Here is a 25947-nt window from a genome sequence, read left to right as displayed (position 1 = left end):
CTCTACCACTTTGGTAGCGCATCTTTCTTTACGGTCAACAGGCAAGGTGTTAAATTGATCACGTTTCCAGCAATTGCTGTCCCGATCGTTTATAATAATGGGGACAACAACCAGGAAACGGGTTTTTTCGTAATACTGAAACCATCAGGCGATACGTCTTGTACCTCTATATTGAGACACTTAAACAGAGACTGGATGCCATCAACCAACTGCGCGTAGATCGTGCGCTTGCTGCTATGGGGCCTGCCTTTCAACAGGTCTACAGTCTACTGCCAACGTTATTACATTATCATCACCCGCTGATGCCAGGTTACCTTGACGGTAACGTTCCCTGTGGCATTTGCATCTACACGCCTGATGAAACCCAACGCCACTACCTGGACGAACTCGAACTGCAGCGCGGCATGCCGCCTCAGGAGACGCCAGCGGGCGAACTGCCGATCACCGGCCTCTATTCTATGGGCAGCACCTCCTCCGTGGGGCAGAGCTGCTCTTCTGACCTTGATATCTGGGTTTGTCACCAGTCCTGGCTCGATAATGACGAGCGCCAGCTGCTGCAGCGTAAATGCAGCCTGCTGGAAAGCTGGGCGGCGTCCCTTGGCGTCGAGGTTAGCTTCTTCCTGATCGATGAAAACCGCTTCCGCCACAACGAAAGCGGCAGCCTGGGCGGCGAAGACTGCGGTTCTACCCAGCACATCCTGCTGCTGGACGAGTTTTACCGTACGGCCGTGCGTCTGGCCGGGAAACGCATTCTGTGGAACATGGTCCCGGGCGATGAAGAAGAGCATTACGACGATTACGTAATGACCCTTTATGCTCAGGGCGTGCTGACGCCAAACGAGTGGCTGGATCTCGGTGGCTTAAGCTCCCTGTCCGCCGAAGAGTACTTTGGTGCCAGCCTGTGGCAGCTGTATAAAAGCATCGATTCGCCGTATAAGGCGGTGCTGAAAACGCTGCTGCTGGAAGCCTACTCCTGGGAATACCCGAACACCCGCCTGCTGGCTAAAGATATCAAGCAGCGCCTGCACGACGGCGAGATAGTCTCTTTTGGTCTCGACCCGTACTGCATGATGCTGGAGCGCGTTACCGAGTACCTGACGCAAATTGAAGATCATGCGCGCCTGGACCTGGTTCGCCGCTGTTTCTACCTGAAGGTCTGTGAAAAACTCTCGCGTGAGCGCACCTGTGTTGGCTGGCGTCGTGAAGTGTTGAGCCAGATGGTGAAAAGCTGGGGCTGGGACGATAGCCGCCTGGCGATGCTGGATAACCGGGCGAACTGGAAAATCGACCAGGTACGCGAAGCGCATAACGAGCTGCTCGATGCGATGATGCAGAGCTACCGCAACCTGATCCGCTTTGCGCGCCGCAACAACCTTAGCGTTTCGGCCAGCCCGCAGGACATCGGCGTGTTAACGCGTAAGCTGTACGCCGCGTTTGAAGCGCTGCCGGGCAAAGTCACGCTCGTTAACCCGCAAATTTCCCCGGATCTCTCTGAACCGAACCTGACCTTTATCCATGTGCCGCCAGGCCGAGCCAACCGCTCCGGCTGGTATCTCTACAATCGCGCGCCAAACATGGACTCCATCGTCAGCCATCAACCGCTGGAATATAACCGTTATCTTAATAAGCTGGTGGCATGGGCGTACTTTAACGGCCTGCTGACCTCGCGTACCCGCCTGTTTATTAAGGGCAACGGCATTTGTGACTTACCTAAGCTGCAGGAAATGGTGGCGGATGTTTCCCATCACTTCCCGCTGCGTCTCCCGGCCCCAACGCCGAAAGCGTTGTACAGCCCGTGCGAGATTCGCCATCTGGCGATTATCGTCAACCTCGAGTACGACCCGACGGCGGCCTTCCGCAATCAGGTGGTGCACTTCGACTTCCGCAAGCTGGACGTGTTCAGCTTCGGTGAGCAGCAGCAGTGCCTGATTGGCAGCGTTGATCTGCTGTACCGCAACTCGTGGAATGAGGTGCGTACCCTGCACTTCAACGGCGAGCAGGCGATGATCGAAGCGTTAAAAACCATTCTCGGTAAAATGCACCAGGATGCAGCCCCGCCGGATAGCGTCGAGGTCTTCTGCTATAGCCAGCATCTGCGCGGCCTGATTCGTACTCGCGTGCAGCAGCTGGTGTCTGAATGCATCGAATTCCGCCTTTCCAGCACGCGTCAGGAACCGGGCCGCTTCAAAGCGCTGCGCGTTTCCGGCCAGACCTGGGGCCTGTTCTTTGAGCGGCTGAACGTCTCCGTGCAGAAGCTGGAAAACGCCGTTGAGTTCTATGGCGCGATTTCGCACAACAAGCTGCACGGCCTGTCGGTGCAGGTAGGCACCAACCAGGTTCAACTGCCGGCGGTGGTGGATGGCTTTGCCAGTGAAGGGATTATTCAGTTCTTCTTTGAAGAGGCCAGCGAAGATCAGGGCTTCAACATCTATATACTGGATGAGAGCAACCGCGCCGAGGTTTATCACCACTGCGAAGGCAGCAAAGAAGAGCTGGTGCGCGACGTTAGCCGCTTCTACTCCTCGTCCCACGATCGCTTTACTTACGGCTCAAGCTTCATTAACTTCAACCTGCCGCAGTTCTATCAGATTGTGAAGGTTGATGGCCGGATGCAGGTCATTCCGTTCCGCACCCAGTCAATGGCAACAGCCGCGCCGGTCAATCCGGACGATAACTCAGCGCCGCTGCTGCAGCAGTATCAGCAATAATCAGCGAAAGCTAACCGCTTCACCCGCCTGCTGCGTGCTGGCTTCTTCCAGCAATTGCCAAAACTCTGCGCCGCTACGGTCACAAATCCACTCGTCACCTTTCAGGTTGAAGTGATAACCGCCGCTTTTGGTTGCCAGCCACACCTGGTGTAACGGCTCCTGGCGATTGATGATGATTTTGCTGCCGTTTTCAAAGCTGATGGTCAGCACGCCGCCGTTGATCTCACAGTCAAGATCGCTATCGCCGTCCCAGTCATCCAGGCGCTCTTCGATAGTACGCCACAGGTTATCGGCTAAAAGGTGGAATTCGCTGTCGTTCATGTCTGCTTCCTGTTGAGATTTCAGGGCAGTATAAAAGCATCGCCGTCAATTAGAAACTGCCGCTCAGGCATCATCCAGATAGTGCACTAGCAAAGGAACGGCGTGCGGCGCGTTTTCAATAGCGATGCCGAAGGCGACTTTCCCGTCCCGCACCCAGCGGGCGATTTGTTCCTCTCTGGCAGGGGAGCCGGGGCGCGTCACGGTACAGCATTTTTCCGGGCCGAGTACGGCTACAGCAACGTCCAGCGCGGGACCAATGCCCGACTTAAATGCGCCGATAGTGTAATGAAGTTCGCCTCGCTTAACGTAATTTGCTGCATCAATGTCGCTCACCAACTGAGTGGTAAACCTGCCGGGCGCAGCCCGTTCGATTAAATTCTGCATTGCTTCACGTTCAAGACCCGTAATACCAATCCGTTTCATCTGCGTTACCTCATGAAAGACAACAGCATCAGCCTGGAGCAGTGAGGAGGCGGCGCCCGGCATTTTCCGAACGGAGGCCCCATAAGTAGCGTAAACCAGAGATTATTTTCTTGCCTGGTTTGCGGGAAGGCTATTTTCAGCGGTCTGGGTAACGAAGAGTATTGCTTTTCAGGGTTCACCTGCGATGATAGACGGCAGAATAGTGAATCACAGGCTACCCGATAATGAAGAAGATTTTCTGCCCTCTAGCTTTGGCACTGACGCTTGTAAGCCTTACCGGCTGTGGCCTGAAGGGGCCTCTTTATTTCCCTCCGGCCGATAAAAAAGCGACGCCGACTACCCATAGCGCAACCCCTGAAAAACCTGTCCAGACGGCACCGGTCCGCAACAGTCGCGGCATTGATGACGCACCGACTCAGGTTGTTTACTAGCTAAACCGTGCTTTGTAACCGCGCTAATGGAGCAGAAGATGCAGTTCTCTAAAATGCATGGCCTCGGTAATGACTTTATGGTCGTCGACGCGGTGACGCAGAATGTTTATTTCTCTCCGGAGCTGATCCGGCGCCTGGCGGATCGTCATCATGGTGTGGGTTTCGATCAGCTGCTGATCGTTGAGCCACCGTACGATCCCGATCTCGACTTCCATTACCGGATCTTTAACGCCGACGGCAGTGAAGTTTCCCAGTGTGGCAACGGCGCACGCTGTTTTGCCCGCTTTGTGCGCCTGAAAGGGCTGACCAATAAGCGTGAAATTCGCGTCAGCACCGCCAATGGCCGAATGGTTCTGAGCGTCACGGAAGATGAGACGGTGCGCGTCAACATGGGCGAGCCGAACTTCGAACCTTCTCAGGTACCGTTCCGGGCAAACAAAGCGGAAAAGACCTATATTATGCGTGCCGCCGAACAAACCATTATGTGCGGCGTGGTTTCAATGGGTAACCCGCACTGCGTGATTCAGGTCGATGACATCGAAACCGCCGCGGTAGAGACTTTGGGACCGGTGATGGAAGGCCATGAGCGCTTCCCGGAACGTGCCAACATCGGCTTTATGCAGGTGGTAAGCCGCGAACACATCCGACTGCGCGTTTATGAGCGCGGCGCGGGTGAAACCCAGGCCTGCGGCAGCGGCGCCTGTGGTGCAGTGGCGGTTGGCATTCAGCAAGGATTACTGGCGGAGCAGGTGCGGGTTGAACTGCCCGGCGGTCGCCTTGATATCGCCTGGAAAGGGCCCGGTTCACCGCTGTATATGACCGGCCCGGCGGCCCACGTCTATGATGGATTTATACATCTATGAAGAATGCCGAGGAACAGCAAGAAGCCCTTCTTGAGCTTAACGATCTCGCCGTTGCCGAATACTTACAGCGCAACCCCGATTTCTTTATTCGCAATGCCCACCAGGTGGAGAGCATGCAGGTTCCTCACCCGGTTCGCGGCACCGTTTCGCTGGTGGAATGGCATATGGCCCGCAGCCGTAACCATATCAACAACCTCGAAGAGAACATGACGTTGTTGATGGAGCAGGCGAGCGCCAACGAAGGCCTGTTCTACCGGCTGCTGAAGCTTCAGGGCAGGCTGGCCTCGGCGTCCAGCCTGCAGGAGATGCTGAACCGGCTGCACCGCTGGGCGCGGGAAATCGGGCTGGCGGGGGCGAATGTCCGGCTTTTTGCCGACCGCTGGCGCATCGGCGCTCCCTCGGACTTTACCCATCTGGCATTGAATCGTCAGGCCTTTGAGCCGCTGCGCATTCAGCGCCTTGGCGAAAGCCAGCACTATCTTGGCCCACTCAATGGCCCGGAGCTGTTGCTGGTCTTGCCGCAGGCGAAAGCGATTGGTTCCGTTGCTATGTCGCTGATGGGCAACGACGGCGATCTTGGCGTTCTGCTGTTTAGCAGCCGCGACCCGCAACACTATCAGCAGGGACAGGGCACTCAGCTGCTGCACGAGCTTGCGCTGATGCTGCCCGATCTGCTGGAGCGCTGGGTTGAGCGTGCATGACCGCTTCCGTATTAACCTCTCACGTTGATGGCTTTCTTCGATATCTGAAGGTTGAGCGCCAGCTCAGCCCGCTCACTCTCCTGAACTACCGGCGCCAACTCACGGCGATTATCCACATTGCCGAAGAGATGAAGCTCAGCGGCTGGCAGCAATGCGACGCCGCCGCCGTGCGTTCTCTGGCCGTGCGTAGCCGCAGAGCTGGCCTGCAGGCCTCCAGCCTGGCGCTAAGACTTTCAGCACTGCGCAGCTTTTTTGACTGGATGATCGGCCAGGGAGAGCTAAAGGCGAATCCGGCCAAAGGCATCACTACGCCAAAAGCTGGTCGTCACCTGCCGAAGAACATCGAAGTCGATGATGTAAACCATCTGCTGGACATCGATCTGAACGATCCGCTGGCGGTACGTGACCGTGCGATGCTGGAAGTCATGTACGGCGCAGGCCTGCGTCTTTCAGAACTGGTGAACATGAACTGTGGCCACCTCGATCTTTCGACCGGTGAAGTCTGGGTGATGGGGAAGGGCAGCAAAGAGCGCCGCGTACCCGTTGGGCGCAGTGCGGTCACCTGGGTTGAGCACTGGTTGGATCTGCGTGAGCTGTTTGGCCCGGACGATGATGCGCTCTTCCTGGCGAAGACGGGCAAACGAATATCCGCCCGCAACGTGCAAAAGCGGTTTGCTGAGTGGGGCATCAGGCAAGGGTTAAGCAGCCACGTACATCCGCATAAACTGCGCCACTCTTTTGCCACGCATATGCTGGAGTCCAGCGGTGATTTGCGCGCCGTTCAGGAGCTGCTCGGGCACGCCAATCTTTCCACCACCCAAATTTATACCCATCTCGACTTTCAACATTTAGCCTCGGTGTATGATGCCGCGCATCCACGCGCCAAACGGGGGAAATCGTAATGCATTTTTACCGCCCACTCGGGCAAATTGCCGCCCTGACCTTCGACCTCGACGATACGCTTTATGATAACCATCCGGTGATTATGCGTACCACTCAGGAGTCTCTGGCCTTTGTGCAGAGATATCATCCGAAGCTTAGCGCCTTTACCGCACGGGACTTCCACCGCAGCCGGGAAGCGCTACGCCTGAAAGAGCCGGAAATCTATCATGACGTTACCGAATGGCGCCGTCGTGCCGTCGAGCAGATGATGCTGGATGCCGGGCTTAGCCCTGAAGAGGCTTTTTCCGGTGCCGACGCGGCGATGGAAAACTTTGCTCAGTGGCGTAGCCGCATCGACGTGCCGCAGGAAACGCACGACACGCTGGCAAAACTTGCGAAGAAATGGCCGCTGGTGGCAATCACCAACGGTAACGCAGAGCCGCACCTGTTTGGGCTGGATAACTACTTTGAATTTATTCTTCGCGCCGGGCCAGATGGTCGCGCTAAACCCTTCAGCGATATGTACCATACCGCTGCCCAGCGCTTAGGCGTTCCGCTGGAGCAAATCCTGCACGTAGGTGATGACCTGACTACTGACGTAGCAGGTGCGGTGCGCTGCGGTATGCAGGCCTGCTGGATTAACCTGCGTGAGGGCGACCTGATGCGAATCGATGACAGCCGTTTGCTGCCGCATCTCGAGATTTCGCGGTTGGCATCCCTGACCGCGCTGATATAATCAACAATAATTCTGTATAAATCACCAGTGGTTGGCTGTGCCAACTCTTTCTCTTTTTCGGCGGTGCCAATGGACGTTTCTTACCTGCTCGACAGCCTCAACGATAAACAGCGCGAAGCGGTTGCCGCCACGCGCAGCAATATGCTGGTGCTGGCCGGGGCAGGCAGTGGTAAGACGCGCGTGCTTGTACACCGCATTGCGTGGCTGATGACGGTAGAAAACTGCTCGCCTTACTCCATCATGGCGGTGACCTTTACCAACAAAGCGGCGGCGGAAATGCGTCACCGTATTGGCCAACTGATGGGCACCAGCCAGGGCGGCATGTGGGTCGGTACCTTCCACGGCCTTGCGCACCGTCTGCTGCGCGCTCACCACATGGATGCAAACCTGCCGCAGGACTTCCAGATCCTCGACAGCGAAGATCAGCTGCGCCTGCTTAAGCGCCTGATTAAAGCCATGAACCTGGATGATAAGCAGTGGCCTGCGCGCCAGGCGATGTGGTACATCAACGGTAAAAAAGATGAAGGGTTGCGTCCGCACCACGTCGAAAGCTACGGTAATCCGGTGGAGCAAACCTGGCAGAAGGTTTACCAGGCCTATCAGGAAGCCTGCGACCGCGCCGGGCTGGTGGACTTTGCCGAGCTGCTGCTGCGCGCCCACGAGCTATGGCTGAACAAGCCGCACATCCTGAACCACTACCGCGAGCGCTTCACCAATATCCTGGTGGACGAATTCCAGGATACCAACAGCATCCAGTATGCGTGGATCCGCCTGCTGGCCGGAGATACCGGTAAAGTGATGATCGTGGGCGATGATGACCAGTCGATCTATGGCTGGCGTGGCGCTCAGGTAGAAAATATCCAGCGCTTCCTGAATGACTTCCCGGGGGCGCAAACTATCCGTCTGGAGCAAAACTACCGCTCGACGAACAACATTCTGAATGCGGCCAACGCCCTGATCGCCAATAACTCCGGCCGACTCGGCAAAGAGCTGTGGACTGACGGCAGCGACGGCGAGCCTATCTCAATCTATTGTGCGTTCAACGAGCTGGACGAAGCCCGCTTCGTGGTCAACCGCATTAAAACCTGGCAGGAAAACGGCGGCGCGCTGGAGAAGTGTGCCATTCTGTACCGCAGTAACGCCCAGTCGCGCGTGCTGGAAGAGGCGCTGCTGCAGGGAAGCATGCCGTACCGTATCTACGGCGGGATGCGCTTCTTTGAACGCCAGGAAATCAAAGATGCGCTCTCCTATTTGCGCCTGATGGCCAACCGCAACGACGATGCTGCCTTTGAGCGTGTGGTGAATACGCCAACCCGCGGCATCGGCGATCGCACGCTTGACGTGGTACGCCAGACAGCCCGCGACCAGCAACTAACGCTGTGGCAATCTTGCCGCCTGCTGCTGCAGGAAAAAGCGCTGGCCGGTCGTGCAGCTTCGGCCCTGCAGCGCTTTATGGAGCTGATTGATGCGCTCGCCCATGAAACGGCGGATATGCCGCTGCATGTCCAGACCGACCGGGTGATTAAAGATTCCGGCCTGTTCATGATGTATGAGCAGGAAAAAGGCGAGAAAGGCCAGACCCGCATTGAGAACTTAGAGGAACTGGTAACGGCAACGCGCCAGTTCAGCTACAACGACGAAGATGAAGATTTAATGCCGCTGCAGGCGTTTCTCTCCCACGCCGCGCTGGAAGCGGGTGAAGGGCAGGCGGACACCTGGCAGGACGCGGTGCAGCTGATGACCCTGCACTCGGCGAAAGGCCTCGAATTCCCGCAGGTGTTTATCGTGGGAATGGAAGAGGGCATGTTCCCGAGCCAGATGTCCCTCGACGAGGGCGGGCGCCTGGAAGAAGAGCGCCGTCTGGCCTACGTCGGCGTCACCCGAGCGATGCAGAAGCTGACGCTGACCTACGCGGAAACACGTCGCCTGTACGGCAAAGAAGCCTACCATCGCCCTTCGCGTTTTATCGGCGAGCTGCCGGAAAACTGTGTGGAAGAGGTGCGTCTGCGCGCCAGCATCAGCCGCCCGGTCAGCCATCAGCGTATGGGCACGCCTATTGCGCAGAACGATTCGGGGTTTAGCCTGGGGCAGCGCGTACGTCATCCGAAATTTGGCGAAGGCACCATTGTGAATCTGGAAGGCAGCGGCGAGCACAGCCGTCTGCAGGTGGCGTTCCAGGGGCAGGGAATTAAGTGGTTGGTTGCCGCTTACGCTCGCTTAGAAACAGTGTAAGCTACAGAAAATAATCGCTATTTTCTGCGTGTACGCTACCCTTAATATGTCACTGGTATGAACTTGTTCAGCCGTGTCCCGTTGCGTGTTGACGCCATATTGGTGGTGGCGTAACATGCGCGCACGAATACGCTAAGAGGACACTCGCCTTGGACACACCCAGTAGATGCTGGCTCAATAACCTGTCATCCAGGTACAACTTCTAAGGCTATCCTCTAATGCTGATAGCCTTCGTGGTTGTCAGCGACCTCGTGTATTTTCATTCCGTCGCCCCTTGAGTCAGACTGTTTAATGGTCTGAAACCTCTATTGTTTCTGTCTGTGTGCCAACCGAATTGTCCCTGATCTTTTTTTGCATTGGGAGTCCCGGTCATGCTGAGCGCATTTCAACTGGAAAATAATCGCCTTGCCCGCCTTGAGCTGGACGAGACGGATACCCTTGCCAACTCGGTATGGGTCGATCTCGTCGAGCCGGAAGAGAGCGAGCGAGAGCGTGTGCAAACGGAACTTGGCCAAAGCCTGGCAACTCGACCAGAGCTGGAAGACATCGAGGCGTCCGCGCGTTTCTTCGAGGACGAAGACGGCCTTCACATCCACTCCTTTTTCTTCTTTGAAGATGCGGACGATCACGCGGGCAACAGCACGGTCGCTTTTACGATTCGTGAAGGCCGCCTGTATACGCTGCGTGAACGCGAACTGCCGGCATTTCGCCTCTATCGTATGCGTGCCCGTAATCAGTCGATGGTGGACGGTAACGCGTGGGAACTGCTGCTGGACCTGTTTGAAACCAAAATCGAACAGCTGGCGGATGAAATCGAAAACATCTATAGCGACCTGGAGCAGCTCAGCCGGGTGATCATGGAAGGGCATCAGGGCGACGAATACGATGCCGCGCTTTCGACGCTGGCAGAGCTGGAAGATATCGGCTGGAAAGTTCGCCTGTGCCTGATGGATACCCAGCGCGCGCTTAACTTCCTCGTGCGTAAAGCGCGTTTGCCGGGCAGCCAGCTGGAACAGGCTCGCGAAATTCTGCGAGATATCGAATCCCTGCTGCCGCATAACGAATCGCTGTTCCAGAAGGTTAACTTCCTGATGCAGGCGGCGATGGGTTTTATCAACATCGAGCAGAACCGCATCATCAAGATCTTCTCGGTGGTCTCGGTTGTCTTCCTGCCGCCGACGCTGGTGGCGTCCAGCTACGGGATGAACTTCGAGTTTATGCCTGAGCTGAAGTGGAGCTTTGGCTACCCCGGCGCGATTATCTTTATGATGCTCGCCGGCTTAGCGCCTTATCTCTACTTTAAGCGCAAAAACTGGTTGTAAGAGAAAAGGAGCCGAAAGGCTCCTTTTTTACGTCTACTTCGCCGACAGGGCTTTGGTGCGCCGCTGAGTGTAAATCGCGTCGGCGATAAACAGCGCCAGCGCCGCCCAGATAAATCCAAACGTGATCAGCTTATCTTCGCTCACCACTTCGTCATAGAACGTCACCGCCAGCAGGAACATCAGCGTTGGCCCCAGATACTGGAAGAAACCCAGCGTTGACAGGCGCAGACGCGTCGCGGCGGCCGTAAAACAGAGCAGCGGCACGGTGGTAATCACGCCTGCAGCGATAAGCATCAGGTTCAGCGACCACGGGTTCATGCCCATATGGCTGGTGGCGCTATTGGCGATGCCAAACAGGTAAATGGCCGCAATCGGCAGCAGCCACAGCGTTTCAAACAGCATTCCGGTCTGTGCATCTACGGCAATTTTTTTGCGGATCAGACCGTAGAAAGCAAAGCTGAAGGCGAGGCCCAGGCCGATTATCGGCAGCGAGCCAAAAGTCCACAGCTGCACCAGCACGCCGCAGGCCGCCAGCAATACGGCAACCCACTGCATACGGCGGAAGCGCTCGGCTAAAAACAGCATGCCCAGCACAACGTTGACCAGAGGGTTGATGAAGTAGCCCAGGCTGGCTTCCAGCATGTGGTGATTATTGACTGCCCAGATATAAAGCAGCCAGTTACCGCCAATCAGCACGGCGCTTAACGCCAGCGCGAGGATTTTTTTACGGTTCTGGCAGGAACGTTTGACCTGCGGCCACTGGCGGCAGACGGTGATCAGCGCCAGCATAAAGAAGAACGACCAGATAACGCGGTGGGTCAGGATTTCGGTGGCCGGTACGTAGTGAATAAGTTTGAAATATACCGGCGCGATGCCCCAGATAAAGTAGGCCGTCAGGGCAAGCATGACTCCCTGACGCGTCTGTTTCGGATCCATGAAGAAAACTCAGCAAAAAAATAGTGAGCAAATAATAACAGGGTTTATATCCTTACCCTACCATGTAGGTAGCCGTCGCGCTGGCGATGTGCAGCTGATCCTGGTTATGCAGCTCCACGCGTGCCACCGCGACTTTATTCCCGGCACGCAGGAGGCTGCTGCTGGCCGTGAAGCGTTCTCCTCGACCGGGACGCAGATAATCAACGCGCAAATCGATGGTGCCCATTTTTGACAGGCGCTGGCGCAGCTCGTCTTCGGTGATGGTGTCATGGCGCGTCAGCGTGCTGCCCACGCAGACCAGGCCTGCCGCAACGTCCAGCGCGGAGGCGATAACGCCGCCATGCAAAATACTTTGTGCCCAGTTTCCCACCATCATTGGCTGATTATTAAAGCTCAGCTGGGCAAAGGCTTTGTCGTATCGGTCCAGTTCCAGGCCTAGTGCACGGTTAAAAGGCATGTGATACACGAAGATTTCGCCCACCAGCTTGAGGGCGGCTTCTGTGGTCAGAACAGGGGAAGACATGGTTCATTCCTCGAACAAATAACGGATAAGTTAACAAGATGTGTAGTTTATGCTTCTCAATTGTTGCTTTCCACTTTAGGAACCGAAGGGACGCGCTTTAGGGCATCCCGCTGTAGAATGATCGGCGATAAATATTTTGAAACTTATTTTGTTATGGAGAACGGGACCAATGCTGAAACCTCTGGGGTGGGGAATGGCTGCGATGCTGCCTTTGACTGCCTTCGCACAAGAAGCGACTATCGATAAGATCCACGACAAGCCGGCCGTGCACGGCAGTATTATTGCCAACCTGCTGCAGGAACATGACAACCCGTTCACGCTGTACCCGTACGACACAAACTACCTGTTGTACACCTGGACCAGCGATATGAACAAAGAGGCGATTAGCTCTTATGACTGGGCGCACAATGCCCGCAAAGATGAAGTGAAGTTCCAGCTAAGCCTGGCGTTCCCGCTGTGGCGCGGCATTCTGGGGGATAACTCGGTGCTGGGCGCTTCCTACACTCAGAAATCCTGGTGGCAACTTTCTAATCGCAATGAATCCTCACCGTTTCGTGAAACCAACTATGAGCCTCAGCTGTTCCTCGGCTTTGCAACGGACACCACGTTTGCTGGCTGGACGCTAAGGGACGTCGAGTTTGGCTATAACCATGATTCGAATGGTCGCTCTGACCCGACTTCTCGCGGCTGGAACCGCCTTTACACCCGCCTGATGGCGCAGAACGGAAACTGGCAGGTTGAGGTGAAACCCTGGTATGTGGTTGGGAGCGTTGAAGATAACCCGGATATCGCCAAATACATGGGCTATTACCAGCTCAAAGTAGGCTACGCGCTGGGCGAGGCGATATTCAGCGTGAAGGGGCAGTATAACTGGAACAGCGGCTACGGCGGGGCAGAGTTTGGCGTGAGCTATCCGATCTCGAAAAACGTTCGCTTCTACACCCAGGTCTACAGCGGCTACGGCGAATCGCTCATCGATTACAACTTTAACCAGACACGAGTTGGCGTAGGCGTTATGCTAAACGATCTTTTCTAAAGCATTGCAGTTTCTCTTCCAGGCGCTGAAAATGGCGCCTGAATTTTAGGTAGTGGGGATAGCGTGGCACAGGCGGAAGTAATCAATCAGGCGTCGCTGGCGAGGCAGGTTCTGCAGGAAACCTTCGGGTACCAACAGTTCCGTCCGGGCCAGGAAACCATCATCGATACGGTGCTGGAGGGGCGTGACTGCCTGGTGGTGATGCCGACAGGCGGTGGTAAATCGCTGTGTTATCAAATTCCTGCGCTGGTGTTCGCCGGCCTGACCGTGGTGGTCTCCCCGCTGATATCCCTGATGAAAGACCAGGTGGATCAGCTGCTGGCGAACGGCGTGGCTGCCGCCTGCCTTAACTCGACCCAGACTCGCGAACAGCAGATGGAAGTGATGACCGGCTGCCGTACCGGGCAAATCCGCCTGCTGTATATCGCGCCTGAACGCCTGATGATGGATAACTTCATCGACCATCTCAGCCACTGGCAGCTTTCTATGGTTGCGGTGGATGAAGCGCACTGTATTTCGCAGTGGGGGCATGACTTCCGCCCGGAATATGCCGCTCTTGGCCAGCTTCGCGAACGGCTGCCTGCCGTCCCCTTTGTGGCATTAACGGCAACGGCTGACGACACCACGCGGCTTGATATTGTTCGCCTGCTGGGGCTTAACGATCCGTTTATACAAATCAGCAGTTTTGACCGGCCGAATATTCGCTACATGCTGATGGAGAAGTTTAAGCCGCTCGATCAGCTCACCCGCTACATTCAGGAACAGCGCGGTAAATCCGGGATTATCTACTGCAACAGCCGGGCAAAGGTTGAAGACATCGCCGCCCGCCTGCAAAGCAAAGGCATCAGCGCCGGCGCTTACCACGCGGGCCTGGAGCATCAGGTGCGCGGTGACGTACAGGAAAAATTCCAGCGCGATGACCTGCAAATTGTGGTGGCAACCGTCGCGTTTGGCATGGGTATTAACAAGCCGAACGTGCGTTTTGTCGCCCACTTCGATATCCCGCGCAACATCGAATCTTATTACCAGGAAACCGGCCGTGCCGGGCGCGACGGCCTGCCTGCAGAAGCGATGCTGTTTTACGATCCGGCGGATATGGCCTGGCTACGCAAATGCCTCGAAGAGAAAGCGCCGGGGCAGCTGCAGGACATCGAGCGCCACAAGCTCAATGCCATGGGAGCGTTTGCCGAAGCGCAAACCTGCCGCCGTCTGGTGCTGCTCAACTATTTCGGCGAAGGCCGGCAGCAGGCATGCGGCAACTGCGATATTTGTCTCGATCCGCCTCGTCGCTATGACGGGTTGATGGATGCACAAAAAGCACTTTCCTGCATTTACCGCGTCGGCCAGCGTTTTGGTATGGGCTACGTGGTTGAAGTGCTGCGCGGTTCTAATAATCAGCGTATTCGCGACCTCGGCCATGACAAGCTGAAGATTTACGGTGAAGGCCGCGAGCACACCACCGAGCATTGGGTCAGCGTGATTCGTCAGCTCATTCACCTTGGCGTGGTGACGCAAAATATTGCCGCACACTCGGCCCTCCAGCTTACGGAAGCGGCGCGTCCTTATCTGCGTGGCGAAGAGCCGCTCATGCTGGCGGTACCGCGCGTCGTGGCTATTAAGCCGCGCGCCAGCCAGAAAGTCTTTGGCGGCAATTACGATCGCAAACTGTTCGCCAAACTCAGGAAGCTGCGCAAGTCCATCGCTGACGAAGAAAACATTCCACCTTACGTGGTGTTCAACGATGCCACTCTGATTGAAATGGCCGAGCAGATGCCGCTGTCACCGGGTGAAATGCTGGGGATTAACGGCGTGGGCACGCGCAAGCTGGAGCGGTTTGGCCGCCCGTTCATGACGATGATTCGCGACCATGTCGACGGTGTGGATGAAGAGTAGCCTGCCGCGATGAAAAGTGGCAGGATAATGACTCTTCAAATTATCTGCACGCGAGCTATTCCCTATGTTAATGCTATTCCTGACCGTGGCGCTGGTGCACATCGTTGCCCTGATGAGCCCGGGTCCTGACTTTTTCTTTGTTTCCCAGACAGCCGTAAGCCGCTCTCGTAAAGAGGCGATGATGGGCGTGTTGGGCATTACCGCTGGCGTTATGGTTTGGGCGGGCGTAGCGCTGCTTGGCCTGCACCTGATCCTCGAAAAAATGGCCTGGCTGCATAACATCATTATGGTCGGCGGCGGCCTGTATCTGTGCTGGATGGGCTATCAGATGCTGCGCGGCGCATTCAAGAAAGAAGCTAAAGGCGAAGAAGCCCCGAAAGTTGAGCTGGCGAGCGGCGGGAAGAGCTTTGTGAAAGGGCTGTTGACGAACCTGGCAAACCCGAAAGCGATTATCTACTTCGGCAGCGTGTTCTCGCTGTTTGTTGGCGACGACGTGGGCAGCGCTGAGCGCTGGGGCCTGTTTGTGCTGATTGCGATTGAAACTTTCGCCTGGTTCACGATTGTGGCGAGCCTGTTTGCTTTACCGAAAATGCGTCGCGGCTATCAGCGCCTCGCCAAATGGATCGACGGTATGGCGGGCGCTCTGTTCACCGGTTTTGGTATTCACCTGATTATCTCCCGATAATCAGGCCTGGCGCGCTCCGGCAAGTAGCGCGCCAACCAGCATAAACAGCGAACCGAAGACCCGGTTCAACGCCTTCATCTGGCGCGGCCCCTTAATCCAGGCGGCAATGCGTTTTGCCAGAGTTGCATAGCCAATCATCACGATGATATCCACCACCACCGTTGTTACGCCGAGCACCACGTACTGCATCGCCTGAGGCTGGTGAGGCACAATAAACTGCGGGAACAGGGCGGCGAGAAACACGATGCTCTTGGGGTTGGTCAGGTTGACGAACACCGCCCGCTTAAACAGTTTACTGCGCGGTTGGGTGGTTGCCAGAGTATTCAAATCCAGCGCTCCGGCCGCTCTCCATTGCTGGATCCCCAGCCAGATAAGATAGGCGACACCCGCCCATTTCAGCACTTCGAAGGCCAGCAGCGAACGCGAGAACAGTGCCCCAAGGCCAACGCCGACCAGCACAATATGCAGCGCCAGCCCGGTTTGCAGCCCGGTAATCGAAGCCGCCGCGCCGCGATAGCCGTGGCTAATGGCGGTGGTCATGGTATTAATGGCTCCGGACCCGGGTGAAAGGCTAAGAATTATTGTGGTTAGCAGATAGGTAAACCACCACTCGAAGGTCATGCGAAACTCCCTGAACGCGCACTTTTATGCCACAATACGCTATTGTTGATAAGCGTGCCACGGGCCATAAAAAAACCACAGATACCTGATGCCGACCCCTATGTCTCAGCATAAAAATGAATGGTTAGAACGGGAAGGCGCATTTGCTGCTTTTGCCACGGGTCCGCTAACGGACTTCTGGCGCAGGCGGGAAGAGCGCGAATTTACCGGCGTGGATGCCGTGCCGGTTCGCTACGTTCGTTTCTGTTCGCCGCAGCACGATCGCGTGATTGTTGTCTGCCCCGGCAGAATAGAAAGCTACGTGAAATATGCTGAGCTGGCCTATGACCTGTTTTATAGCGGGTTTGATGTCCTGATAATTGACCACCGCGGGCAGGGCCGTTCAGGGCGGATGCTGTCGGATTCTCACCGTGGGCACGTCGTCAATTTTAGCGACTATGTCGAAGATTTTGACCACTTTTACCAGCAGGAAGTGGCGTCGGGGCACTGGCGTAAACGCTATCTGCTGGCCCATTCGATGGGCGGCGCTATTGCCGCATTATGGCTACAGCAAGCACCTGATGCTTTTGACGCGGTTGCGCTTTGCGCGCCGATGTTCGGCATTACGCTGCGCTGGCCGGAATGGATGGTGCGCCACATTCTTGACTGGGCAGAAGGGCATCCACGTATTCGGGAAGGATACGCCATAGGGACAGGCCGCTGGCGCGCGTTGCCGTTTAGCGTTAACGTTTTGACCCACAGTGAAGAGCGCTACCGCCGCAGCCTGCGTTTTTATGCTGATGAGCCAGCATTGCGGGTGGGTGGGCCAACGTTCCATTGGGTACGCGAAGGGATCCTCGCCGGAGAAAAGGTGTTAGCAGGAGCCACTGCCATCACCACGCCGATCTTTTTACTCCAGGCAGAAGAGGAGCGAGTGGTTGATAACCGCGCGCACCAGCGATTCTGCGAAATTATGGCCGCGGCGGGCCACCCTTGTGAGGGGGAAACACCTTACGTCATTGAAGGCGCGTATCACGAGATCCTGTTTGAGAAGGACGCTATGCGAGCCAGAGCATTGTCTGCCGTGCTTGAATTTTTCGACCGGCATAACTCATTGAATATATCTCTTTAGAGGATCTCTATGTATCACGTCGTTGCTTCAGATTTAGATGGCACCTTGCTATCTCCCGATCATTTCCTCTCCGCTTACGCGAAAGAAACGTTAAAACTGCTCACAGCCGAAGGCGTTAACTTTGTTTTTGCTACCGGTCGTCACCATATCGACGTGGCGCAAATCCGCGATAACCTTGAGATCAAGGCGTACATGATCACCTCTAACGGGGCGCGCGTGCACGATACCGACGGCAATCTGTTCTTCTCTCACGATCTCGACCATGACATTGCTCAGGATCTGTTTGGCGTGGTGCATAACAGCCCGGATATCGTGACCAACGTCTATAAGGGCGACGAGTGGTTTATGAACCGCCATCGCCCGGAAGAGATGAAGTATTTCCAGGAAGCTAAATTTAGCTACACCCTGTTTGAGCCAGGCCTGCTGGAAGCGGATGGCGTCAGCAAGGTGTTCTTCACCTGTGACGATCACGATACGTTGCTGCCGCTGGAGCAGGCGATCAACGCCCGCTGGGGGGATCGCGTCAACGTGAGCTTCTCCACGCTTACCTGCCTGGAAGTGATGGCGGGCGGCGTGTCCAAAGGGCACGCGCTGGAAGCGGTCTCGAAAGCCATGGGCTACAGCCTGAAAGAGTGCATCGCCTTCGGCGACGGCATGAACGACGCAGAAATGCTAAGCATGGCCGGCAAGGGCTGCATCATGGGCAACGCTCACCAGCGCCTGAAAGACCTGCTGCCGGAGCTTGAGGTGATTGGTACCAACGGCGATAACGCCGTGCCGCACTACCTTCGCAAGTTGTTCCTTAAGGCTGAATAACAGGTACAATGACGAGTGGTTTATTAATGACCACTCGTCAACTAAATAGTTAAGCCGATGTAACGCCCTCTGAGTACAATGGCGCAATCTTGTTCGTTACGGACCGCTCATTGTGCCATTACTCATCATTACCACGATTCTGTGGGCCTTCTCTTTTAGCCTGATTGGGGAATACCTTGCCGGGCATGTGGACAGCTATTTCTCGGTGCTGATGCGCATCGGCCTGGCCGCGCTGGTGTTTCTGCCGTTCCTGCGCTTCAAGGGATACCGGCTAAAAACCCTGCTGCTGTATATGCTGGTGGGGGCGCTGCAGCTCGGCGTGATGTACCTGTTCAGCTTCCGTGCCTATCTCTACCTCACGGTTTCCGAATTCCTGCTTTTCACGGTGATGACGCCGCTGTACGTCACGCTTATCTATGATCTGCTGAGCGGCAATAAACTGCGCTGGGGCTATGCGTTGAGCGCGGGACTGGCGGTTATCGGGGCGGCGATTATTCGCTACGACAAAGTGAGCGATCACTTCTGGATAGGCCTGCTGCTGGTGCAGGGCGCTAATATCTGCTTTGCCATCGGCATGGTGGGCTACAAGCGTCTGATGGAAACTCACCCGATGCCGCAGCACTGCGCGTTTTCGTGGTTCTATCTGGGGGCGTTTATCGTCGCCGTTGTTGCCTGGTTTGCGCTGGGCAATCCGCAGAAATTGCCCACCACCACGCTACAGTGGGGGATTCTGGTCTGGCTTGGCGTGGTCGCTTCCGGGCTGGGTTATTTTATGTGGAACTACGGCGCAACTCAGGTGGACGCCGGCACGCTCGGCATCATGAACAACGTGCATGTCCCGGCCGGGCTGCTGGTGAATCTTGCCATCTGGCAGGAGCAGCCCCACTGGCCGAGCTTTATCATTGGGGGAACGGTGATAATGGCCTCGCTGTGGGTACATCGCCGATGGGTCGCTCCGCGTTCTTCACAAACGGTAAATGGTCGCAGGCATGCTGGCGCGTCGAGCGAATAAACGCTTCGGTCACCGGCTGGCGCTGTTCGCCGTCACGTACCGCGGCGTACAGGCGGCTCCATAAACCTTCGCCCAGGGTTCTGGTAACAATCAGGCCCTGGTGCTCAAAGCTTTCCACCACCCAGTGCGGCAGAGCGGCAATCCCCATCCGTGCCGACACCATCTGAATCAGCAGCAGCGTGTTATCGACGTTTTTCAGCGACGGGCTCACTCCTGCGGGCTGCAGGAAATGACGCCAGATATCCATGCGTTCACGCTGTACCGGGTAGATAAGCAGCGTTTCAAGCGCCAGGTCATCAGGCTTAATGCTCTCTTTCTTCGCCAGTGGGTGGTCGGTCGCCATCACCAGGCGCACTTCAAAATCAAACATCGGTGAATAATGTAGCCCGCTGCGCGGCAAAATATCTGATGTCAGAACGATATCCAGCTCGCCCTGCTGCAGCGCAGGCTGCGGATCAAACGTAACGCCGGATTTAAAGTCCATCTCCACCTGCGGCCAGTGCTGGCGGAAGGTTTCCAGGGCAGGCGTCAGCCACTGAATGCAGCTATGACACTCAATCGCAATACGCAGCCGGGTCTGGTGCGGCTCATTGCAGGCCTGCAGCGCGCGGCCAATCTGCGGTAATACCTGTTCGGCAAGCTGCAGCAGGATCTCCCCCTGTGGCGTGAAGCGAAGCGGCTGACTTTTACGGATAAACAGGCGGAAGCCAAGCCGTTGCTCCAGATCGCTGAACTGGTGGGATAGGGCCGACTGGGTCTGATGCAGTGCGGCGGCGGCGGCGGCCAGCGAACCGCTGTGTCGTAACGCTTGCAGCGTCCGCAGGTGTTTAATCTCGATCATGAAAGTCCTTCACTTCGGCATGAACAAATTGCGCTTGAGGAATATACAGTACCTGCGGATTATAGAAGTGTAAACATCTGGATGGCTAAATACATCGCACCGAATAGAGGACAGACCATGACAATCCATAATCACACCCTGGGGTTCCCTCGCGTCGGCCTTAAGCGCGAGTTGAAAAAAGCACAGGAAAGCTACTGGGCAGGAAATACCTCCCGTGAAGAATTACTGGCGGTTGGCCGCGAGCTGCGCGCCCGCCACTGGGACCAACAAAAACAGGCCGGCGTTGAATTACTGCCGGTGGGCGACTTTGCCTGGTACGACCATGTTCTGACCACCAGCCTGCTGCTCGGTAACGTGCCGGCTCGTCATCAGAACAAAGACGGCAGCGTCGATATCGATACGCTGTTCCGCATTGGTCGTGGTCGTGCGCCAACCGGCGAGCCTGCCGCCGCCGCTGAAATGACCAAATGGTTCAACACTAACTACCACTACATGGTGCCGGAATTTACCAAAGGTCAGCAGTTCAAACTGACCTGGGCTCAGCTGCTGGAAGAAGTCGACGAGGCGCTTGCGCTGGGCCATAACGTGAAGCCCGTGCTGCTGGGCCCGGTGACTTACCTGTGGCTGGGCAAAGTGAAGGGCGAACAGTTTGACCGCCTGAGCCTGCTGAAAGACATTCTGCCGGTTTACCAGCAGGTGCTGGCCGAGCTGGCGAAACGCGGCGTTGAATGGGTGCAGATCGACGAGCCTGCGCTGGTTCTGGAGCTGCCAAAGGCGTGGCTTGATGCGTTCAAACCAGCTTACGACGCGTTGACCGGCCAGGTTAAGCTGCTGCTAACTACCTATTTCGAAGGGGTGGGGCCAAACTTGGATACCATCACCGCGCTGCCGGTACAGGGCCTGCACGTAGACTTTGTTCACGGCAAAGATGATGTGAAAGAGATTCATCAGAAGCTGCCTGCAAACTGGCTGCTGTCTGCGGGCGTGATCAACGGCCGTAACGTCTGGCGTGCCGACCTGACGGAGAAATACGCTCAACTGAAAGACCTGGTGGGTAAACGTGACCTGTGGGTTGCCTCTTCCTGCTCCCTGCTGCACAGCCCAATCGACCTGAGCGTGGAGACTCGTCTGGATGCTGAAGTTAAAAGCTGGTTTGCCTTTGCTTTGCAGAAGTGTGCCGAACTGTCCTTACTGACCGAAGCGCTGAACAGCGGCGATACTGCGAAAATTGCCGAATGGAGTGCGCCGATTCAGGCTCGCCGTCAGTCTAAGCGCGTGCACAATGCCGCAGTGGGCGAACGCCTGGCGAAAATCACCGCGCAGGACAGCCAGCGCCAGAGTTCCTATACCGCGCGTGCGGCGGCACAGCGTGAACGTTTCAATCTGCCGGCATGGCCAACGACGACCATCGGCTCCTTCCCGCAAACGACCGAAATCCGTGGCCTGCGCCTGGACTTCAAGAAAGGGAAGCTGGATGCCAACAACTACCGCACCGGCATCGCCGAACACATTAAACAGGCGATTGCCGAGCAGGAGCGTCTGGGCCTGGACGTGCTGGTGCACGGCGAAGCCGAGCGTAACGACATGGTTGAGTACTTCGGCGAACATCTGGATGGTTTTGTGTTTACTCAGAATGGCTGGGTGCAGAGTTACGGTTCCCGCTGCGTGAAGCCGCCGATTGTTATCGGTGACATCAGCCGCCCTGAGCCAATCACCGTTGAGTGGGCGAAATACGCGCAGTCCCTGACCGACAAACCGGTAAAAGGCATGCTGACCGGCCCGGTCACGATTCTTTGCTGGTCCTTCCCGCGCGAAGATGTTTCTCGCGAGACTATCGCGAAGCAGATTGCCCTGGCCCTGCGTGATGAAGTGGCGGATCTGGAAGCTGCGGGTATCGGTATCATCCAGATTGATGAGCCCGCTCTGCGTGAAGGTTTACCGCTGCGTCAGTCCGACTGGCAGGCCTATCTGGCGTGGGGCGTGGAAGCCTTCCGACTGAACGCCGCCGTGGTGCGTGACGACACCCAGATCCATACCCATATGTGTTACTGCGAGTTCAACGACATCATGGACTCTATCGCGGCGCTGGATGCAGACGTGATAACCATCGAGACCTCTCGTTCCGATATGGATCTGCTGGAGTCGTTCAAAGAGTTCGAATACCCGAACGAAATCGGGCCGGGCGTGTATGACATTCACTCCCCAAACGTTCCGGATGTGGAGTGGATTGAAGCGTTACTGAAGAAAGCTGCGGAGTCCGTACCGGCAGAGCGCCTGTGGGTTAATCCGGACTGCGGCCTGAAAACGCGCGGATGGCCAGAAACTCGTGCGGCGCTGGCGAACATGGTGCAGGCGGCGCAGAACCTGCGTAGCGCATAGTTCTAAAAACAAAATGGGGGCAACTGGCCCCCGTTTTTCTATTTCCTCACGCCATACCGCTTAAACCAGGCCAGCATCCTTTCCCAGCCGTCTTTGGCCGACTCTTCATGGTAACTCGGGCGGTAATCTGCGTTAAAAGCATGGCCGGCTTCCGGGTAGACAATGATTTCCGCATTGGCATTTGCCGCTCGCAGCGCCTGGCGCATCGTCTCAACGCTTTCCAGAGAAATCCCGGTATCCTGGCCGCCATATAGGCCGAGCACCGGGGCATTAAGGTTGACGGCGATATCTACGGGATGATGCGGAGAGTTTAATGTTTTGTCTCCTACCAGCTTGCCGTACCACGCCACCGCGGCTTTAAGCTGTGGATTGTGCGCGGCATACAGCCAGGCAATGCGCCCGCCCCAGCAAAAACCGGTCACCATCAGGCGATGCGCGTCGCCTCCGTTACGGGAAGCCCAACTGGCCACATGGTCAAGGTCGCCCAGCACCTGATTGTCCGGCACTTTTGAAACCAGCCCGCTCAGCAACGTTGGAATATCGGCGAAGTCTCCCGGTTCGCCCTGGCGAAAGTAAAGTTCTGGCGCGATGGCCAGATACCCTTCAAGCGCCAGTCGGCGGCAAAGATCGCGGATATGTTCATGTACGCCAAAAATCTCCTGAACGACGATAACCACAGGAAGCGGCCCATCGGCATTTTTAGGCCGCGCGTGATAAGCCGGCATATTGTCGCCCTGGCTTGGAATGGACGTTTCCCCGGAAACAATGGCATCGTCCGGTGTTAACACGGTGGTGGAAGCGATGGGTGAGGCCGCCGGTGCGAAGCCTTCGCCCGGTGTGTTATGTGTTGTTTGCTTTTGTTTCATGGTTTTCTCCGAACCAGCATTAGCGCAGTGTGATAACTATAGCCAGGATTAGTAGCAAATCTGGTCGCCAAAAAACGCAGATGAAGTTCAAAAAATAGCCCGATTGATTCGTATGTGTGACTTTGGTCACTTATGTGAATACAAATAATGTAATTTGTTTCATTCAAAGTGAGCGTCATCACGAAATTATGCTCAGGGGTTCTGTAAAGTGTCGCTTTGCTTCTCCTGAAACCTACTCAACAGAGGAGTCTGTTATGTCCAAGTCTGATGTTTTCCATCTCGGCCTCACTAAAAATGACCTGCAAGGGGCTACGCTCGCCATCGTCCCTGGCGATCCTGAGCGTGTGGAAAAAATCGCCGCGCTGATGGACAAGCCGGTTAAGCTGGCTGCCCATCGTGAATTCACCTCCTGGCGTGCTGAGCTGGACGGTAAGCCGGTTATCATCTGTTCTACCGGCATCGGTGGCCCTTCTACTTCTATTGCGGTTGAAGAACTGGCGCAGCTTGGCATCCGTACTTTCCTGCGCGTCGGGACTACCGGGGCGATTCAGCCGAACATCAACGTGGGCGACGTGCTGGTGACTACCGCATCCGTTCGTCTTGACGGGGCCAGCCTGCACTTTGCGCCAATGGAATATCCGGCTGTGGCAGACTTCGCTTGTACCACCGCGCTGGTTGAAGCGGCAAAAGCCGTAGGTGCCACGACCCACATTGGCGTAACCGCCTCTTCAGACACCTTCTACCCGGGGCAGGAGCGTTACGATACGCTGTCCGGCCGCGTCGTTAGCCGCTTCAAGGGCTCGATGAAAGAGTGGCAGGAGATGGGCGTGATGAACTATGAAATGGAATCCGCCACGCTGTTGACCATGTGCTCCAGCCAGGGCCTGCGTGCGGGTATGGTTGCCGGGGTTATCGTGAACCGTACTCAGCAAGAGATCCCTAACGCGGAAACCATGAAGAAAACGGAAAGCCACGCGGTGAAAATCGTGGTCGAGGCGGCCCGTCGCCTGCTGTAGTTTTCCCTGTTTCCAATTCGAAGCCGGCGCTCGCCGGCTTTTTTTATGCTTTGCGTAGCGCCTTCCGGAAAATCCCTTTTCATCTGGACATTTATACAGCAGAATTTTATCTTGCCGCTGTTGGTATCGTTTTGGGGGAAGCATGGATATTTCACTGTTGTTTGGGCTGGGCATTGGGCTGGTGGGCTTAGTGACCGGTTGGCTTATTGCCAGCCTGCGTGCGGCTCAGCGGCTGGCGGCTTTGCACGAAGAACAGCGTGAAATCTACGGGGAGCTTGCCGCCGCGCGCCAGGAGCTTCAGCAAAGCCAACACTGGCGGGAAGAGTGCGAGCAGCTTAACCGTGAAGTCCGTGCCCAAATGGAAATTAACAGCGGGCAGGAAGCTGACATCCGTGAATTAACCACGCTGCTGGAGCAAACGCGGCTCAATGCCGAAGATAAGCACCGTCAAATGCTCAACAGCGAGCAGCGCCTTAACGAGCAGTTTGAGAATCTGGCAAACCGTATTTTTGAGCAGAGCGGGCGCAAGGTAGAGGAACAGAATCGCCAAAGCCTGAATGTGCTCCTTTCGCCACTTCGCGAACAGCTCGACGGCTTCCGTCGCCAGGTCCAGGAGAGTTTTGGCCAGGAGGCGCGCGAGCGCCATACGCTAACGCATGAAATCCGCAATCTGCAGCAGCTCAACGCCCATATGGCGCAAGAGGCGCTGAACCTCACCAAAGCGCTGAAGGGCGACAACAAAACCCAGGGCAACTGGGGGGAAGTGGTGTTAACCCGCGTGCTTGAAGCTTCTGGCCTGCGCGAAGGTCATGAATACCAGACTCAGGTGAACATCCAGCTTGAGAACAACAGCCGTATGCAACCGGACGTCATTGTTCGCCTGCCGCAGGGCAAAGACGTTGTTATCGATGCGAAAATGACGCTGGTGGCTTATGAGCGCTACTTCAACGGTGAAGATGAACTCACGCGTGAAAGCGCGCTGAATGAGCATATTGCCGCTATCCGCAGCCATATTCGCCTTCTGGGCCGTAAGGATTACCAGCAACTGCCGGTGCTGCGTTCGCTGGACTACGTGCTGATGTTCATCCCGGTTGAACCCGCCTTCTTGCTGGCGATCGATCGCCAACCCGAGCTGATTAGCGAAGCGCTGAAAAACAACATTATGCTGGTCAGCCCGACGACGCTGCTGGTGGCGCTGCGTACCATTGCCAATTTGTGGCGCTATGAGCATCAAAGCCGTAACGCCCAGCAAATCGCCGAGCGCGCCGGGCGTCTGTACGACAAAATGCGCCTGTTCGTGGATGATATGTCCGCGATTGGCCAAAGCCTCGATAAGGCACAAGATAACTACCGCCAGGCGATGAAAAAGCTTTCGTCGGGGCGTGGAAATATCCTGGTTCAGGCAGAGGCATTTCGCGGGCTCGGGGTAGAAGTGAAGCGAGAGATTAACCCAGATCTGGTCGAACGTGCTCATCAGGAAGATGAAGATGATTCCGCACGGCTGGGCCACGAGAGCGCAGAATCAGCGCCCGGATTTGATGAATTTGCTTCACAACGCTCAGGAGAAGGGCGTTGAGCTAAGGTTTAGCCGCA

The 25947-nt window shown here is 56.2% G+C and carries 25 protein-coding genes; 18 read left to right on the top strand and 7 right to left on the bottom strand.

What is annotated here, in order from left to right:
- Positions 1–158 precede the first annotated feature (158 nt).
- Complete coding sequence (gene cyaA, locus JT31_RS11340) at positions 159–2708, top strand: class I adenylate cyclase (protein ID WP_038476894.1); 2550 nt, start codon at positions 159–161, stop codon at positions 2706–2708.
- Here cyaA and cyaY read toward each other — a convergent pair whose 3' ends face one another.
- Together cyaY and JT31_RS11330 are read right to left on the bottom strand one after the other, a co-directional pair.
- The gene (gene cyaY / locus JT31_RS11335) at positions 2709–3029 is read right to left on the bottom strand and encodes an iron donor protein CyaY (protein WP_038476891.1); all 321 of its coding nucleotides are present in this window, start codon (positions 3027–3029) and stop codon (positions 2709–2711) included.
- Positions 3030–3092: 63 nt separating this feature from the next.
- Positions 3093–3452, bottom strand: a complete 360-nt coding sequence (locus tag JT31_RS11330; protein WP_038483034.1) for a DUF2620 family protein — start codon at positions 3450–3452, stop codon at positions 3093–3095.
- Positions 3453–3676: 224 nt separating this feature from the next.
- Here JT31_RS11330 and lptM point away from each other — a divergent pair, with 224 nt between their 5' ends.
- The 8 genes from lptM (at position 3677) to corA (ending at position 10619) form a co-directional block, all read left to right on the top strand.
- Positions 3677–3883, top strand: coding sequence for an LPS translocon maturation chaperone LptM (lptM, locus tag JT31_RS11325; RefSeq protein ID WP_038476888.1), 207 nt, complete (start codon positions 3677–3679; stop codon positions 3881–3883).
- A gap of 38 nt (positions 3884–3921) precedes the next feature.
- Positions 3922–4746, top strand: a complete 825-nt coding sequence (dapF, locus tag JT31_RS11320; RefSeq protein WP_038476885.1) for a diaminopimelate epimerase — start codon at positions 3922–3924, stop codon at positions 4744–4746.
- On the top strand, positions 4743–5447 hold the full coding sequence (locus JT31_RS11315) for a DUF484 domain-containing protein (RefSeq protein ID WP_038476882.1): 705 nt from the start codon (positions 4743–4745) through the stop codon (positions 5445–5447). The genes dapF and JT31_RS11315 overlap by 4 nt, the downstream gene beginning before the upstream one ends.
- Positions 5444–6349 (top strand): tyrosine recombinase XerC, encoded by a 906-nt coding sequence (xerC, locus tag JT31_RS11310; protein ID WP_038476879.1) that lies wholly within the window; start codon positions 5444–5446, stop codon positions 6347–6349. The genes JT31_RS11315 and xerC overlap by 4 nt, the downstream gene beginning before the upstream one ends.
- Positions 6349–7065 carry a 5-amino-6-(5-phospho-D-ribitylamino)uracil phosphatase YigB gene (yigB, locus tag JT31_RS11305; protein WP_038476876.1) on the top strand — a complete coding sequence of 239 codons (717 nt, stop codon included), beginning with the start codon at positions 6349–6351 and terminating at the stop codon, positions 7063–7065. Before xerC ends, yigB begins: the two co-directional genes overlap by 1 nt.
- Before the next feature lie 69 nt (positions 7066–7134).
- Positions 7135–9297, top strand: a complete 2163-nt coding sequence (gene uvrD / locus JT31_RS11300) for a DNA helicase II (RefSeq protein ID WP_038476873.1) — start codon at positions 7135–7137, stop codon at positions 9295–9297.
- Positions 9298–9446: 149 nt separating this feature from the next.
- The gene (ysgD, locus tag JT31_RS24275) at positions 9447–9503 is read left to right on the top strand and encodes a YsgD/CorL family protein (protein ID WP_353591484.1); all 57 of its coding nucleotides are present in this window, start codon (positions 9447–9449) and stop codon (positions 9501–9503) included.
- A 165-nt stretch (positions 9504–9668) separates the two neighbouring features.
- A complete protein-coding gene (gene corA / locus JT31_RS11295; protein ID WP_038476870.1) occupies positions 9669–10619 on the top strand; it encodes a magnesium/cobalt transporter CorA in 951 nt (316 codons plus the stop codon).
- A gap of 33 nt (positions 10620–10652) precedes the next feature.
- Here corA and rarD read toward each other — a convergent pair whose 3' ends face one another.
- Positions 10653–11555, bottom strand: a complete 903-nt coding sequence (gene rarD, locus JT31_RS11290; RefSeq protein WP_038476867.1) for an EamA family transporter RarD — start codon at positions 11553–11555, stop codon at positions 10653–10655.
- 52 nt (positions 11556–11607) lie between these two features.
- Positions 11608–12078 (bottom strand): acyl-CoA thioesterase YigI, encoded by a 471-nt coding sequence (gene yigI, locus JT31_RS11285; RefSeq protein ID WP_038476864.1) that lies wholly within the window; start codon positions 12076–12078, stop codon positions 11608–11610.
- A 169-nt stretch (positions 12079–12247) separates the two neighbouring features.
- Here yigI and pldA point away from each other — a divergent pair, with 169 nt between their 5' ends.
- The 3 genes from pldA (at position 12248) to rhtC (ending at position 15692) form a co-directional block, all read left to right on the top strand.
- A complete protein-coding gene (pldA, locus tag JT31_RS11280) occupies positions 12248–13114 on the top strand; it encodes a phospholipase A (RefSeq protein ID WP_038476861.1) in 867 nt (288 codons plus the stop codon).
- A 63-nt stretch (positions 13115–13177) separates the two neighbouring features.
- A complete protein-coding gene (recQ, locus tag JT31_RS11275; protein ID WP_038476858.1) occupies positions 13178–15007 on the top strand; it encodes an ATP-dependent DNA helicase RecQ in 1830 nt (609 codons plus the stop codon).
- A 64-nt stretch (positions 15008–15071) separates the two neighbouring features.
- Positions 15072–15692, top strand: coding sequence for a threonine export protein RhtC (gene rhtC / locus JT31_RS11270; protein WP_038476855.1), 621 nt, complete (start codon positions 15072–15074; stop codon positions 15690–15692).
- On the opposite strand, the gene rhtB is transcribed toward rhtC, so the two are convergent.
- Positions 15693–16313: a homoserine/homoserine lactone efflux protein gene (gene rhtB, locus JT31_RS11265; RefSeq protein ID WP_008455495.1), complete on the bottom strand. Its 621-nt coding sequence runs from the start codon at positions 16311–16313 to the stop codon at positions 15693–15695.
- Positions 16314–16413: 100 nt separating this feature from the next.
- Here rhtB and pldB point away from each other — a divergent pair, with 100 nt between their 5' ends.
- The 3 genes from pldB to JT31_RS23100 all read left to right on the top strand — a co-directional run bounded on the left by pldB (position 16414) and on the right by JT31_RS23100 (position 19252).
- Positions 16414–17424, top strand: coding sequence for a lysophospholipase L2 (gene pldB / locus JT31_RS11260; protein ID WP_038483031.1), 1011 nt, complete (start codon positions 16414–16416; stop codon positions 17422–17424).
- A gap of 9 nt (positions 17425–17433) precedes the next feature.
- On the top strand, positions 17434–18240 hold the full coding sequence (yigL, locus tag JT31_RS11255; protein ID WP_038476852.1) for a sugar/pyridoxal phosphate phosphatase YigL: 807 nt from the start codon (positions 17434–17436) through the stop codon (positions 18238–18240).
- 112 nt (positions 18241–18352) lie between these two features.
- Positions 18353–19252, top strand: coding sequence for a carboxylate/amino acid/amine transporter (locus JT31_RS23100; protein WP_071842955.1), 900 nt, complete (start codon positions 18353–18355; stop codon positions 19250–19252).
- Here JT31_RS23100 and metR read toward each other — a convergent pair.
- Positions 19140–20093, bottom strand: a complete 954-nt coding sequence (metR, locus tag JT31_RS11245; protein WP_038476846.1) for an HTH-type transcriptional regulator MetR — start codon at positions 20091–20093, stop codon at positions 19140–19142. The two genes, JT31_RS23100 and metR, sit on opposite strands and share 113 nt — an antisense overlap.
- 117 nt (positions 20094–20210) lie before the next feature.
- Here metR and metE point away from each other — a divergent pair, with 117 nt between their 5' ends.
- Positions 20211–22472 (top strand): 5-methyltetrahydropteroyltriglutamate--homocysteine S-methyltransferase, encoded by a 2262-nt coding sequence (gene metE / locus JT31_RS11240; protein WP_038476843.1) that lies wholly within the window; start codon positions 20211–20213, stop codon positions 22470–22472.
- 38 nt (positions 22473–22510) lie between these two features.
- On the opposite strand, the gene JT31_RS11235 is transcribed toward metE, so the two are convergent.
- A complete protein-coding gene (locus JT31_RS11235) occupies positions 22511–23338 on the bottom strand; it encodes a dienelactone hydrolase family protein (protein ID WP_038476841.1) in 828 nt (275 codons plus the stop codon).
- Positions 23339–23592: 254 nt separating this feature from the next.
- Here JT31_RS11235 and udp point away from each other — a divergent pair, with 254 nt between their 5' ends.
- Positions 23593–24354: a uridine phosphorylase gene (gene udp / locus JT31_RS11230; RefSeq protein ID WP_038476839.1), complete on the top strand. Its 762-nt coding sequence runs from the start codon at positions 23593–23595 to the stop codon at positions 24352–24354.
- A 142-nt stretch (positions 24355–24496) separates the two neighbouring features.
- Positions 24497–25930 (top strand): DNA recombination protein RmuC, encoded by a 1434-nt coding sequence (gene rmuC / locus JT31_RS11225; RefSeq protein ID WP_038476837.1) that lies wholly within the window; start codon positions 24497–24499, stop codon positions 25928–25930.
- Positions 25931–25947 lie beyond the last annotated feature (17 nt).

The organism is Cedecea neteri (assembly GCF_000757825.1).
Taxonomy (GTDB): Bacteria; Pseudomonadota; Gammaproteobacteria; order Enterobacterales; family Enterobacteriaceae; genus Cedecea; species Cedecea selenatireducens.
This window is presented reverse-complemented; position numbering and strand designations above follow the sequence as displayed.

What these genes read in the sequence shown, in the direction of transcription:
- cyaY (WP_038476891.1), bottom strand. Translation starts at nt 3,029, where the DNA reads ATGAACGACAGCGAATTCCACCTTTTAGCCGATAACCTGTGGCGTACT.
- JT31_RS11330 (WP_038483034.1), bottom strand. Translation starts at nt 3,452, where the DNA reads ATGAAACGGATTGGTATTACGGGTCTTGAACGTGAAGCAATGCAGAAT.
- lptM (WP_038476888.1), top strand. Translation starts at nt 3,677, where the DNA reads ATGAAGAAGATTTTCTGCCCTCTAGCTTTGGCACTGACGCTTGTAAGC.
- dapF (WP_038476885.1), top strand. Translation starts at nt 3,922, where the DNA reads ATGCAGTTCTCTAAAATGCATGGCCTCGGTAATGACTTTATGGTCGTC.
- JT31_RS11315 (WP_038476882.1), top strand. Translation starts at nt 4,743, where the DNA reads ATGAAGAATGCCGAGGAACAGCAAGAAGCCCTTCTTGAGCTTAACGAT.
- xerC (WP_038476879.1), top strand. Translation starts at nt 5,444, where the DNA reads ATGACCGCTTCCGTATTAACCTCTCACGTTGATGGCTTTCTTCGATAT.
- yigB (WP_038476876.1), top strand. Translation starts at nt 6,349, where the DNA reads ATGCATTTTTACCGCCCACTCGGGCAAATTGCCGCCCTGACCTTCGAC.
- uvrD (WP_038476873.1), top strand. Translation starts at nt 7,135, where the DNA reads ATGGACGTTTCTTACCTGCTCGACAGCCTCAACGATAAACAGCGCGAA.
- corA (WP_038476870.1), top strand. Translation starts at nt 9,669, where the DNA reads ATGCTGAGCGCATTTCAACTGGAAAATAATCGCCTTGCCCGCCTTGAG.
- rarD (WP_038476867.1), bottom strand. Translation starts at nt 11,555, where the DNA reads ATGGATCCGAAACAGACGCGTCAGGGAGTCATGCTTGCCCTGACGGCC.
- yigI (WP_038476864.1), bottom strand. Translation starts at nt 12,078, where the DNA reads ATGTCTTCCCCTGTTCTGACCACAGAAGCCGCCCTCAAGCTGGTGGGC.
- pldA (WP_038476861.1), top strand. Translation starts at nt 12,248, where the DNA reads ATGCTGAAACCTCTGGGGTGGGGAATGGCTGCGATGCTGCCTTTGACT.
- rhtC (WP_038476855.1), top strand. Translation starts at nt 15,072, where the DNA reads ATGTTAATGCTATTCCTGACCGTGGCGCTGGTGCACATCGTTGCCCTG.
- rhtB (WP_008455495.1), bottom strand. Translation starts at nt 16,313, where the DNA reads ATGACCTTCGAGTGGTGGTTTACCTATCTGCTAACCACAATAATTCTT.
- pldB (WP_038483031.1), top strand. Translation starts at nt 16,414, where the DNA reads ATGTCTCAGCATAAAAATGAATGGTTAGAACGGGAAGGCGCATTTGCT.
- yigL (WP_038476852.1), top strand. Translation starts at nt 17,434, where the DNA reads ATGTATCACGTCGTTGCTTCAGATTTAGATGGCACCTTGCTATCTCCC.
- metR (WP_038476846.1), bottom strand. Translation starts at nt 20,093, where the DNA reads ATGATCGAGATTAAACACCTGCGGACGCTGCAAGCGTTACGACACAGC.
- metE (WP_038476843.1), top strand. Translation starts at nt 20,211, where the DNA reads ATGACAATCCATAATCACACCCTGGGGTTCCCTCGCGTCGGCCTTAAG.
- JT31_RS11235 (WP_038476841.1), bottom strand. Translation starts at nt 23,338, where the DNA reads ATGAAACAAAAGCAAACAACACATAACACACCGGGCGAAGGCTTCGCA.
- udp (WP_038476839.1), top strand. Translation starts at nt 23,593, where the DNA reads ATGTCCAAGTCTGATGTTTTCCATCTCGGCCTCACTAAAAATGACCTG.
- rmuC (WP_038476837.1), top strand. Translation starts at nt 24,497, where the DNA reads ATGGATATTTCACTGTTGTTTGGGCTGGGCATTGGGCTGGTGGGCTTA.